Genomic DNA, 12,998 nt, shown 5'->3' with positions numbered 1-12,998 from the left:
ACGCAATATCCTATAGATTTAACGGTGAACCGTTTTGTAGTTATGACAGGCTTATTACAAAGATTAATTATGACAATTTCATTGCAGAAAAGTCTATAAAAATGAATTTAGCAATAATTTGTGACAAAACTAAGGCAAAGGTATGACCAAATTATGACATCTCAGCCTCAAAATTTCTAAAATCATTCAATAGGTTATCACCTTAATTGCTTAGCTATTTTTTCACATTTTTGGCTGTCAAAAAACTTTAATATTATTTTGAAACTTGAGCTAATAAAGATAAAAAAACGATACGGCATGCAGTTAAAACCTGCTCAAGAGACTGCTCAAATCCTCCCATCACCCAACGAATTGCAATTTGAGTGACATATCCATTCAAACCTGTTGCGATTAAAGAGAGTTCATTTTCATGGTGTTGAATTTGCGGCATGGTCAGCATAACGAAGGCTTGAATCATGCGATCAAATTGCGCAAGTGTTTCTTGAATGGTGGCCTGATTATGTAACTCTTGTACCAAAACTGCGTCGACATAGACAATACGAGCTAATCTTGGATCGTCTTTTAATGTCGTCAGTAATGCTCTTAAACCCGCATCGACCATTTTTTCTGGATCGGGTGCAGCTTTAATCACGGCTTGCATCAGATTTTGCTGTAATTCTTCAATCATTTTTAAAAAGATGGTTTGGAATAAATCTTCACTCTTTTTAAATGATTCATAAAAATAACGTTCGGTGAGTTTAGCTTCTTGGCAGACATCTTTTACCGTCACTGAAAAAAAACCAAGGGTTCCGTAGGTTGCAATACCCGCTTCAATCAGTTTTTCACGGCGTGCCTCTTTACGTTCAGATAGAGATAACCCTTTGAACTGACGTTCTTTACTCACACTTTTTGTTTTCTTTTTACTGGTTGAGTCGTTAGTCGCCATAAATAAATTGTTTCCTAAAGAATGGTTTCCTAATTTATAGGTTTTGGCCAAATATACTCACTATGATAAAGCCCTCTGCATAATTGTGCCATTCTATCTGAAATTACAGTGTACTATATTGACAATGTGTATTGTCAAAATTATATTGAAGGTGTCTAAAGTGCACATGCAATGAACCGATTGTGCAAATCGAAAAACAAAGGATGGACAATGAAAAATTTTAAAAACAAAGTCGCTGCAATTACGGGCGCGGGTTCTGGCATTGGGCAACAGTTAGCAATTCTTTTGGCAAAACAGGGCTGCCATCTTTCGTTGAGTGATATTAATGAAAAAGGATTACAACAAACTGTCGAGCTTTTAAAGCCGTACAGCAATATTACTGTTACCACCAAAAAGCTTGATGTGTCTGACCGTGAAGCGGTAAAGCAGTGGGCGCAAGAAACTGTGCAAGATCACGGCTCTGTTAACCTAATTTTTAACAATGCTGGTGTTGCGTTAGGTTCGACTGTCGAAGGCGCGACCTACGAAGATTTAGAGTGGATTGTTGGGATTAACTTCTGGGGCGTGGTTTACGGGACTAAAGAATTTTTACCGTTCATTAAGCAAACTCAAGATGGGCACATTATTAACATCTCGAGCTTATTTGGTCTGACTGCTCAACCCACTCAATCTGGCTATAACGCAACTAAATTTGCTGTGCGTGGCTTTACCGAATCATTACGCCAAGAGTTAGATATTGAAAAAAGTGGTGTGAGTTCTTTATGCGTACATCCGGGGGGAATTCGCACCAATATTGCTAAAGCTGCAAAAATGAGTGATAGCTTGAGTACTTTAGGTATGGACCCAGCTAAATCGATTCAAAACTTTGATAAGTTCCTACGTACTCCACCAGAAGAAGCGGCTCGTCAAATCTTGGATGCTGTTTTGAAAAATAAACGCCGTTTATTGATTGGTAGTGATGCAAAATTTCTTGATGCATTGCAGCGTTTGTTCCCAACAGGATATCAACGCGCTTCAACCGTTGTGACCAAATGGATGAAATAAGATTTAAATTAAAAAAAGCCATCAAATGATGGCTTTTTTTTATATGGCTTGGATGGTTCTAAATAAGAACTTTGATCGTCTTTTTCTTCCAGATAAATTGATAATACAAGCCTTGAATAATACATAAACTCACAAATGCCAGGGCATACGCAACCCAAATGCCTTTAAGGCCCCACATTGAGCTAAACCAATAAGCACATGGAATTTCAATAAATAAAATGGCAGAGATGTTAATCAACATTGGAACAGTCACGGTACCGCTCGCACGCATGATAGAGGCAAAAATGGCACCTGCGCCAAAGAATAAAATCGCCCAAAGTACAATAAATAAAAGCTGTTGACCTAACACCACCACAGTTGGGTCGGTAATAAACAAAGCCATTAAATATTTTGAAAATAGATAACCAAGTGCAATTAAGGCACCTGTAAATAAAAAGTTCATTCCCAGAGCCGTACGGGTTACTCGCGCTAATAGATCTGATTTACCCGCACCAATCGCTTGCGCTGCAAAAATTGAGGCTGCGATGGAGATCGAAATTGCTGGAAACTGAATGTAGTTGAGCACCTGATTCACTGCACCATACGCTGCTGTAGCGTGTGAACCATAATGGTTAACCAACCCAACAATAACTAAACCCGCCATTGAGGTCGTAATCATTTGAATACCCGTTGGGACGCCTAAGCGTAAAATGATTTTGCTCAGTTCTGGATTATGACGAATATGTTGCAGAAGCTGACGATTCGGGCGAAGTGGATGATTTTTCTTATTTAGATAAATCGCGAGAAAAATCAAAATAGCCACATAACCCGTGATCGTTGCGATTGCTGGAGCAATAATCCCAAGAGCAGGTAAGCCAAAATAACCTTTAAGTAATATTGGGGTAATCACTAAACCAATTACACTGGTTAAAGCAAGGGCCAGTAAAGGGGTCGTACTGTCTCCCACACCACGTAAAATTGAGGTATAGATAATATAAACGAACAGAAGTGGACTACCTGCCAGCATCCATTGCACATAAGGCAAAGAAAGATGCATTACCTTGGGATCTGTACCTAAAAGCTCCAAAATATCATGGGCGAAAAACACACCGATAATCGCGGTAATAATTCCACCAATGATGGTCATAAACAGGGTAGAACCAACTACACTTTGGACTTTTTCTATATTTTGCGCGCCCCATGCTTGCCCTACTAAAACAGTAGTACCCGTTGAAATCCCGATAATAAAAGCGAGGAGCAAAAACAAAATAGGAAAAAAAACCGAGACGGCAGCAATCGCATCAACTCCCATCATTTGACCAACAAAGATGGTGTTAATAGTTCCTGACAAGTTCTGCAAAATATTGGTAGCAATCAAAGGTAGCAAGAAAACAAAAAATGTTTTCCATAGATTTTGCTGTTGAATTAAGGACTGTCTTGGTGGCATGTGTTCTCCATCGCCCATCTCTTTGTTGAGCTGGGCGGATATTCAACTTAGCATAGTTGGAGCGAATGACTTGTAGTATTTTTACAGTGCTAAGTGGCTAAATTTATTAACATTGATTTAAAATTTCTCCTGCTTTTTGCAGAGTCTCATCATTTTTAGCAAAGCAGAATCGAATCAAGCGTAAAGACTCAGGGGCTTGCTGGTAGAAAACCGAAACTGGAATTGCCACAATCTTGTGTTGCTCGGCAAGAAACTGGCACATTTCCACATCGTTTAAGTCAGGTCTAATTTGACTATAATCAAGATTTTGGAAATAAGTACCTTGAGATGGTTTTAGTAAAAAACGGCTATTGTGAATTGCCTGATTAAATCGATCTCTTTTCGTTTGGTAAAACTGAGAAAGTTCTTGAATATGTTCTGGATGTTGCTCCATATATTGCGCTAGCGCAATCTGACAAGGAGTCGTGCCACAGAAATTCGCATATTGATAAATCTGGCGGAATAAACGCATTAGCTCAGGTGAAGCGACGCAGTAACCCGTTTTCCATCCCGTCACATGAAAGGTTTTTCCAAAAGAACCAATCACAAAACTACGCTCTCTGAGCTCTGGAAAATGCAATGCGCTAAAGTGTTGTTGACCATCAAAAACTAAGTGTTCATAGACCTCATCGGATAAAACCAGAATATTTTTATCTTGAATCAGTTCAATGAGTTCTAACCAGTCTTGTTTTGCCCAGATCGTACCGGTTGGATTATGGGGCGTATTCACCACAATCATACGGGTTTTGTCATTAATCAAATCTTTAACTTGTTGCCAGTTCACCTTAAAGTCAGGTGCTTGCAACGCAATATGAACAGCTTTACCGCCTGCTAACTCGACAGAAGGGCCATAGCTATCATAACTTGGGTCAAAAATAATGACTTCATCACCTGCATTGATGCAGGCTTGTATGGCACAAAAAATTGCAATGGTTGCGCCAGGAGTAATCGTGATTTGAGTAACCGGATCAAGTTGAATTTGATCACGTTGCTGAAATTGTAAAGCGAGTTGCTCCCGTAAACCGAGAATACCATCGCCAGGCGGGTACTGATTATGTCCAGCTAAAGTCGCTTGAGATAAGGCTTCAAGTAAGGCTTGTGGCGCCGGAAAATCTGGAAATCCTTGTGACAGGTTTAGTGCACCTAGACGATGTGCCAGTGCCGTCATGGTACTAAAAATAGTCACGCCTTGAGTGGCCAATTTTGACTGTAGCTGAAGCATATTGTTCTCTTATTAAAAATATTTAAAGTTATAAAATTGATTCAATCACTGCCCGAATTACACCAAGTGTCAAACCAATAAATGCACCCACTACAACACCATTTACTCGGATCATGTGCAAGTCGCCACCGACTTCATTTTCAATTTTCCCGATCATTTCACGTGAATCCCATTCATGAATGCGTTCACTCACATAGCGTATGATTTTATGGCTATATTGATCCGTAAAATTCATGGCAAGTCCTGTCATTTCTTTGTTGAGAACTTCACGTACTTTTACATTTTGAACGAGATTTTCACCCAACTGCTGAATCGCAGCTCGCAGGTTCATTGCAATGCCAGAGTCTTCTTTCATTAAATCTTCTTTAATGGCATCACACAAAATGGTGACAGCACCACTAATAAAATTTAGAACTTGAGGACTATCAAGGAGCGCATCTTTACCGCTGTTAAGGCGTTGACTGGCAACACTATCGGGTTTCGCTAGCTCTAGCATGAGTGTATGTGCAATCGTTTCAATTTCTTGTCGCCATGGGTGTTCATGGTCGGCCAGCATCGATTCTACTTTTTCAACCAATGAGTCGATGGTACGTTGTTGAACATCAATACCAATCCAGCTTGCGCCTCTTGCAAGAGACCATACACCTAACGCTTTAAACATTTTTCTGGTTAGTTCACGGGTTTTATCTGGGTTTTGTACCACCCACTCATGGGCAATATCTAGACCACGTTGTAAAACATCTTGGTGGAAATCATTTTCCAAGACTGCACGTAGCATTTCACTGGCGAGTTTGTTGACTTGGGTATTACGTACCCATTGCACGCTGTTGTTTTGTACGAAATTAGCAATTTGCTCTTGGCTCACAAATTCAAAAATTTTCGGTACAGTTTGCTGAATGAGCTGCACCACTTGCGTATTGTTTTGCGGACTTGCCAACCATTGACCAATTGCGAGGCTTAAGTCAGTTTTTTCTAAGCTTCTTTCGACCACTTGAGGCGAAAGAAAATTTTCCTGTACAAAACGGCCCATTGACTCTGCAATACGTGCCTTATTGCGCGGAATAATCTCGGTATGGTCCCGTAAAAACTTAGGAATCGGTAACTTACCAAAAGGGTTCCGAAACAGAACTGTAATCGCGTACCAATCGGCTAGACCACCAACTACACCTGCTTCGGCCCCTAGCATTAAAATATGAATAAAACCTGTGTACTCTGGCAGAAAACGGTCGGCTACCATCAGTGCAATCCACAGCACAACGACGATGATCAGCGCTAGGGTAGCAAAATATTTACTACGTTTAAGACTGGGCACGTGGTGAACTTCTTCTGCCATGCTCATAAATTTATCCTATTCATTTTTGTTTTACTGGAAGCTCGGGCGGTGGCAACAGCTCTCCTGTCGGACTCAATCCATATTTTTGTCCGAGTGATTTCAAGATCAAGCTTGCATCAAAAGCGTCTTGAGGAGCCTGCTTTTGATCCCGATAACATTCAATAGTATACGACACTTGAACAGGATCGATATTGACCACTTGTGGGAAATCATAGAACGGATCATGCCAGAAACCCGGATAGCGACGACCATAGCCATAAGGATAAAAGCTCGGCGCAGATGGATAAACCACAGCCTGACGTGGTGGTTTCTGACTTTGGTTACTTGGGTCATTCAGTACTTTAAAAAAGCGGAAACCTTTTTGCACGGTCGTTTGTGCTGATTTTACCAAAGTGATTTCTTCAGCTGCACCGTAACTCATATTCGGATCGGCTTGGAAACTAATACGAAACGTTTGCGCATTTAAAGGGTATGCGGAAAACTGGCCAAGTTGATCAAAGGTTTTTGGTTTACTTGGAGTCGTCGCACAAGCAGTTAAAGTTAAGGCAGCGCCTAATGCTAAACAAAGAGAGAGATATTTCATGGTGAACTCCCAGCTGAGCATTAAAACAAAGATGACTCAGCATTAAAAATTAATAAGCTTTAAAAACTACTGTTCGGTTCTAATAAAAATTCGGTTTCCCCTGGAGTAGAAACACGTCCAAGAATGGTATTGCGATGAGGATAGCGTCCAAATCGATCAATAATGACTTTATGCTTTTTCTCAAAGCTTAAGTTAATTTCATTGCCAAGACGTTGAAATAGTTTCAAGGCAAATTCATGGATCAATTTTGATTCACTATGCATAAACGGCATATATAAAAAAGAGCGTTGCTCTGGATTAAGCTGTGCATCGAGTTGCAAACTAATTGCTTCTTGTGCCAAAGCTAATGCCAAGCTGTCATAGGCAAAAGATTGGGGCTGATCACGATAGATGTTGCGAGAAAACTGGTCTAGTACAATAATCTCTGCCAAACGACCTTCTGCTGTTTTTCGCCAAGACCAGAGTTCTGCTTGAGTTGCCTGTCGATGAACATCAGAAAAATTTTCACGGATTTTTTTGTCAAAATCATCACTTTTTGCAAACCAAAGTGAACGGTGTTCAGGAGAAAACCAGAAGTTTAAAATGTCTTGTTCGTTCATGATATTGACAACTCTTTAGCAATTATTCTTCAATAAAATCACAATTCTTTCGTGTCTTAAATAACAAGATTGTGATAAAAATTGCCAAACTGGAATGATGTGATTATATAAGTAACCGTATCATCTCACGATTTTGTATATAGTGATCTTTAATAAGCGAGCAAATGCATGAGTCAACCCACTACACCATCTCAATCAGTTATTCCTGCTTGGGTGGATTCGTCGCTACTACAAGGCATGTTACGTGGAATAGAGCGTGAAAGCCTACGTATGCAAAGTAATGGGTTCTTATCACAAGAGTTACATCCGAAAGCATTAGGTTCAGCTTTAACACATCCAAAAATTACGACTGATTATTCAGAAGCGTTGATGGAGTTTATTACCTCACCTAAGCCAACAATTGAAGAAGCTCTGCATGAGCTCACCGATATTCATGCGGTTGTACATCGTCATTTAGAAAATGGTGAAAAACTCTGGCCGCTGTCTATGCCATGTATGTTAGACGACAATGAAGAACGCATTCGTCTAGCGCAATATGGCACTTCTAATATTGGCCGTTTTAAAACACTATATCGCCGTGGGTTAGGAATTCGATATGGTCGTCGTATGCAGACCATTTCAGGGGTGCATTACAACTTATCTTTCCCAGATACCCTTTTTGCTGAGCTACAAGCTCATGAAACTGACGAACAATTAAAATCATTAAGTTTGCAGGATTACCGTAGCCATCGTTATTTTGGCCTTATTCGTAATTTTATTCGTTTAACACCATTGGTCATGTTCTTGGTGGGCGCAAGCCCAACAGTCTGTCGTTGTTTCTTGACCGGACACAAACATCATTTGTTGCCTTTAATCAAAGGTTCATACTATTTACCGTATGCTACAGCACTCCGTATGGGGCGATTGGGCTATCAAAACTCAGCACAAAAAAGCTTAGGTATTCATTACAACAATTTGTCTGGCTATCTGGATGGTTTACAAAAAGCCGTTCATTCTCCTTACCCACCATTTAGCCGTTTAGGGTTAAATGATGCATCTGGTGAGCCATTGCAAATTAATGATCATGTTTTGCAGATTGAGAATGAATATTACAGTCTAGTACGTCCAAAACAGGTGCCTCAAGCAGGTGAAACACCGTCTCAAGCTTTAAAAAATCGAGGCGTGGGCTATGTTGAGTTACGTGCTGTAGATGTAAATCCATACTCGGCAATTGGCGTTGATGAAACGACAGCAGGCTTTCTTGAAGTGTTAGCACTTTATTGTCTGTTAAGTGATAGCCCAGACTTGTTATGTTCTGAGCAAGACTTGGTTGAGAAAAATCAGACAGAGGTGGTCAACCGAGGTCGAGCGCCAAACGCAACCATTACAGATTTAACAGGGTCATATCACATCGAAGATTGGGCACGTTTATATATTGCAAAAATGCAAGATTGTGCACAGCTACTCGATCAGACCTATGCAACGGACTTGTATGGTTCAGCTTTGGCGGTCATGCAAGCACGAATTGATGAAGTTGATGAAACTTTATCTGCCCATGTCATTAACGATACGTTAAAGCATGGTGGAACTTGGAGTTTTGGTAGCCACATGGCTCAGTTACATGCTGAAAGTTATGAACAGCATGAGCTTAGTGTGGAAACTTTGAAACATTTTGAACAGTTGGCTGCGCAATCTTTACAGCAGCAAGAAAAACTTGAGCAAGATACCAAGATCAGTTTTGATCAGTATCTTGAACAATATCGATAATAAAACGAGGTTTTACATGCGATTAAGTTACCGTTTGGTGAGTGGACTACTTGTTTTAGCAAGTATAGTCGGCATGTCTTTTGCGTTGTATCTGGAACATGTAAAAGGTTTAGAGCCATGTCCGCTCTGTATTTTTCAACGTGTTGGCTTAATGGCGATGGGCCTTGTAGCACTCATAGCCTTTTTGCATAACCCAGTTTCCAATGCGGTTAAACGTTTTTATGCATTTTTAGCAGGCATTGCAATTTTATGGTCAGTGGGTGTGGCAGGGCGTCATGTCTGGTTGCAACATTTACCACCAGATCAAGTACCAAGCTGTGGCCCCGGTTTAAATTATTTAATTGATGCCTTACCAATGAAAACGGTTTTACAAGAAGTATTGTCGGGTTCAGGTGAATGTGCAGCAATTGATTGGACCTTTTTAGGTCAATCTTTACCAGTTTGGTCATTGGTTTATTTCCTCTTACTATTATTGGTTTGTGTATGGCAGTTATTCCGTTTTTATCCAGTATTTAAGACAACCAAAAAAAGAGCTTAAAGCTCTATAAAAAAGCCCAACACTATGTTGGGCTTTTTATTGCTTGGGAATAGGTCAAAATATAAAAAAACGAATTAAAAAAAAGCATAATCATGTAGACAGATAGTTCTGTTTTTTATAAAGTGCAGCCGTTTATATATCCTTATGATTATAAAAAATGCTTTTTAATATCTTTAATGTTTTGGAAAAAATAGGGTTAAGTGCGCAGAAACGTGCGATTCACGTGCAATTTTCTAATGAACTACTCAATAACCAAGTTTTTTTACAGCGTATCGAAGGCCAACACCAGCTAAATGGGGGAGTTGAAGCTGAGTTAATTTGTCTTTCGACGAGTGCACAAATTGCATTGAAGCAGTTTATAGGGGTGCAAGTTGCCGTTGATCAGGTCACTGATTCTGGACAATTATTTCGAACTACTGGAATTGTGACAGAAGCGAGTTATGGCCAGAGTGACGGTGCTTTAACGCTTTATAAACTCACCTTAAAAGACGCGACAAACTTATGGCACAAGCGCCGTAATAGTCGTGTTTTTATGAATAAAAGCATTATTGAAGTCACGGAAGTTTTATTTAAAGAGTGGCAAGAAAAAAGTCAGCTTTTTGCGACAAGTTTAAGTCTCGACCTTAGTGGGTTAAGCCAGAGTTATGATATTCGCCCATTTATCATGCAGCACAATGAATCTGATTATGACTTTCTTACACGCTTGTGGCGAAGTGAAGGCGTTAGTTGGCTCATTGATGAAGCAGAGCTTTTTGTTCCTCACTTTACTGCACCTATACAACCTCAAAAACTAAGACTCATTGATGACAATAGCCAGTACCAAGCTTTAGCACGTCGTAGTATTCGCTATCACAGAAGTAGTGCAACAGAATATCAAGATAGCATTACAGGTTTTGTTGCGGTGCGGTCTTTACAGCCGACTGCTGTACATGTGCAACGTTGGCAACCTGATGCTCTAGCACATGAAGAAGGTATAGGTTCAGTTATCACTACACACCTACATTCAGAGCAATTTGATTCAGCGAGTTTGAGCCTTGAACAAGCATGGCATGTTAGTCCTGCTTGGATGCAAGATTTGAAAGGGGAAGATCAGGCAACAGCTTCAGGCAGTGGCCAATTAGAAAAATTAAATCAGCACTTCACCAACATGCATGCGAGTCGGGCCAAATATTTTAAGGCTTATAGTAGCGTCCGTGATAGTCAAGTCGGCTATTGGTTTAATTTACAGGAGCATCCTGAAATTGATCAGCATGAAGGAGCAGATCAAGAGTTCCTGATTATTGCTAAAAACTTCTATAACCAAAATAACTTACCAAAAGATTTACATCAGCAAGTGAGCCAGTTGTTAACCCAAAGTCGTTGGGATAAACATGGTTATGATGATATTGAGCGCCAAGGCAATGAGCTGACCCTAATACGCCGTCAGATCAAGACGGCACCTGAATATAATCCAGAACAGCATCGCCCAATTGCTTACCCACAAAGAGCGAAAGTTGTGGGGCCAGAGGGAGAAACCATTCATGTCGATGAGTGGGGACGTATTAAGGTACGTTTTCTATTTACCCGTAGTGATGATCATGGCCATGATGGTGGTGCAGGTAGCAATGATAACGATACGGACTCGGCTTGGGTGGATGTACTGACCCCTTGGGCAGGCGAGGGCTATGGAGCACGTTTCTTGCCACGTATTGGTGAGGTGGTTGTCATTGACTTCTTTGATGGCAATATTGACCGTCCATTTGTGACTGGACGCATTCATGAAGCACAGCGCTCACCAACCAAGTTCGATGTGAAAGGGCAGCTTCCTGATACTAAAAAACTAAGCGGAATTCGCAGTCAGGAAATCAGTGGTAGTGGTTTTAACCAATTACGCTTTGATGACACAACGGGGCAAATTAGTACCCAATTACAAAGTAGTCATGCAGCAACACAGCTGAATTTGGGTAATTTAAGCCATCCGAAAGAACAAGCGACGAGCCAAGGCCGTGGAGAAGGCTTTGAGCTAAGAACAGATGCTTGGGGAGCTGTGCGTGCAGGTAAAGGCATGCTCATCAGTACCTATGCACAAGAGCAAGCTATTGCAGACCATCTAGAGGCCGCCCAAGCACAATCCTTACTTTCACAAGGTTATGAAAGCATGAAAATGCTCAGCGAAGTTGCAGCCAAGCAACAGACTGATGCTTTGAACGTGATTAATCGCTTACCTAAATTCATCCAGTCACTTGAGCTAAAAACTACAGGACAGGCATTAGATAGTACGGTAAACCTCTTTAAAGAAGGAATTAATAACGATCCTATTCACGCTTTAAAAGACTGTGGTGGCTTTATTCAAGATATTGGTGCGCTAGGGGGAAATGCAAAAGGCGTTGTAGATGAGTTTAATGCTTTCTTTAGTGATGCCAAAGATGCAGTAGAAAATTTAAAAGCATTTATTGAAAATGTTGAAGAGCATGGTGCCGACATCGTTAAAGGAAAACTTGCCAGTATTAAAGACCGCATTCATAAAAATCCATTTGAAAGTATTCAAGAGGTTGGAAAGGTCTTAGCTAATGTTGAGACTAAAGACTTCGACATGATGAGTGTATGCGGAACTTTTAGTAAAAGCAGTAAATTGGAAGTATCACCTTCTAAAGCATTGAGTTCTTTACAAGGCTTTATGGAGGGTTATACCCAAGGTTTAGAAAGCAGTTCCGATACTAAACAGCAAGAACAAGGCAAAATTTTTAGACAAGCCTTGATGTTATTAGCATCGCCAAATGGGATTGCCTTGACGACACCTGAAAATATTATTTTGCAAGCTTCGCAAGATATTGCAGAAAGTGCCAGCGGTTCAATTAATTTGAGTGCGCAGAAAAATATCATTGGGCACGCACAAGACAAAATCAGTTTGTTTGCCGCGCAAAAGGGTTTCCGTGCTTATGCAGCAAAAGGAAAGCTCGAACTGCAAGCACAAGATGATGCTATTGAAGCAATTGCCAAGAAGGTCATCAAGCTCATTTCTACTGAAGAAAAAATCGAGCTTACGAGTCCAAAAGAAATTGTATTAACAGCAGGTGGTTCACAGCTCAAAATTAATGCTAATGGCGTATTTTCAACAACAGGCGGTAAGTTTGAAAGTAAAGCTGGGCAGCATTTATTTACGAGTGGGGCAACAGTAAATGCTGAGTTGCCGAAAATGCCTGAGAGTGGAATTTTTAGTCGAAGATTTGATTTTAGTGATATTTTCAATTTAGAAAACTTGAAAGAGGAGATTAGACTTAAAGTTATCAATAAAACAAAGAATACGGAATATATTGGGATGTTAGATGAAATGGGCCGAACACCAAGAATATTTAGTGACTCATCAGATACTGTTGAAATTCAATTTATTAGCAATAATGACAATAAAAGTATTATACCAACGAAGGAATTAAATGAAGATATTTATAATCATGATACTGGGGATTTTGTAGATGATGGAATTCAGAGCCAGCTTGCAGAAGCGCTAGATGATGAATATAAAGATGATCTAGAAGATGATTTTAATAAATTTGGAGTATAAAA

Annotated in this window: 10 protein-coding genes; 4 read left to right on the top strand and 6 right to left on the bottom strand. The window is 40.1% G+C overall.

Going from position 1 to position 12,998, the window contains the following annotated elements; genetic code table 11:
- Positions 1 to 253: 253 nt before the first annotated feature.
- On the bottom strand, positions 254 to 925 hold the full coding sequence (locus RMA94_RS05475; RefSeq protein WP_000224580.1) for a TetR/AcrR family transcriptional regulator: 672 nt from the start codon (positions 923 to 925) through the stop codon (positions 254 to 256).
- Between the two features lie 210 nt (positions 926 to 1,135).
- Between RMA94_RS05475 and RMA94_RS05470 the strand changes: the two genes are divergently transcribed.
- A complete protein-coding gene (locus tag RMA94_RS05470) occupies positions 1,136 to 1,969 on the top strand; it encodes an SDR family oxidoreductase (RefSeq protein ID WP_002121857.1) in 834 nt (277 codons plus the stop codon).
- A gap of 58 nt (positions 1,970 to 2,027) precedes the next feature.
- Here RMA94_RS05470 and RMA94_RS05465 read toward each other — a convergent pair whose 3' ends face one another.
- The 5 genes from RMA94_RS05465 to RMA94_RS05445 all read right to left on the bottom strand — a co-directional run bounded on the left by RMA94_RS05465 (position 2,028) and on the right by RMA94_RS05445 (position 7,171).
- Positions 2,028 to 3,395 (bottom strand): MATE family efflux transporter, encoded by a 1,368-nt coding sequence (locus tag RMA94_RS05465; RefSeq protein WP_032005022.1) that lies wholly within the window; start codon positions 3,393 to 3,395, stop codon positions 2,028 to 2,030.
- A 106-nt stretch (positions 3,396 to 3,501) separates the two neighbouring features.
- Positions 3,502 to 4,656 (bottom strand): pyridoxal phosphate-dependent aminotransferase, encoded by a 1,155-nt coding sequence (locus RMA94_RS05460; RefSeq protein ID WP_238514338.1) that lies wholly within the window; start codon positions 4,654 to 4,656, stop codon positions 3,502 to 3,504.
- 28 nt (positions 4,657 to 4,684) lie between these two features.
- Positions 4,685 to 5,995, bottom strand: a complete 1,311-nt coding sequence (locus RMA94_RS05455; RefSeq protein WP_017402856.1) for a DUF445 domain-containing protein — start codon at positions 5,993 to 5,995, stop codon at positions 4,685 to 4,687.
- 13 nt (positions 5,996 to 6,008) lie between these two features.
- The gene (locus tag RMA94_RS05450; protein ID WP_311082156.1) at positions 6,009 to 6,572 is read right to left on the bottom strand and encodes a CC0125/CC1285 family lipoprotein; all 564 of its coding nucleotides are present in this window, start codon (positions 6,570 to 6,572) and stop codon (positions 6,009 to 6,011) included.
- Positions 6,573 to 6,631: 59 nt separating this feature from the next.
- On the bottom strand, positions 6,632 to 7,171 hold the full coding sequence (locus tag RMA94_RS05445) for a DUF924 family protein (RefSeq protein WP_311082155.1): 540 nt from the start codon (positions 7,169 to 7,171) through the stop codon (positions 6,632 to 6,634).
- A gap of 168 nt (positions 7,172 to 7,339) precedes the next feature.
- Between RMA94_RS05445 and gshA the strand changes: the two genes are divergently transcribed.
- The 3 genes from gshA (at position 7,340) to RMA94_RS05430 (ending at position 12,996) form a co-directional block, all read left to right on the top strand.
- Positions 7,340 to 8,917: a glutamate--cysteine ligase gene (gene gshA / locus RMA94_RS05440; protein ID WP_311082154.1), complete on the top strand. Its 1,578-nt coding sequence runs from the start codon at positions 7,340 to 7,342 to the stop codon at positions 8,915 to 8,917.
- Positions 8,918 to 8,933: 16 nt separating this feature from the next.
- Complete coding sequence (locus RMA94_RS05435; protein ID WP_311082152.1) at positions 8,934 to 9,455, top strand: disulfide bond formation protein B; 522 nt, start codon at positions 8,934 to 8,936, stop codon at positions 9,453 to 9,455.
- 157 nt (positions 9,456 to 9,612) lie between these two features.
- Complete coding sequence (locus RMA94_RS05430) at positions 9,613 to 12,996, top strand: type VI secretion system Vgr family protein (RefSeq protein WP_311082150.1); 3,384 nt, start codon at positions 9,613 to 9,615, stop codon at positions 12,994 to 12,996.
- The last annotated feature ends 2 nt before the right edge of the window (positions 12,997 to 12,998 follow it).

Source organism: Acinetobacter sp. V115_6, from assembly GCF_031799025.1.
Taxonomy (GTDB): Bacteria; Pseudomonadota; Gammaproteobacteria; order Pseudomonadales; family Moraxellaceae; genus Acinetobacter; species Acinetobacter pittii.
The sequence above is the reverse complement of the archived record's forward strand: the minus strand, read 5'-3'. Positions and strand labels throughout refer to the sequence as shown.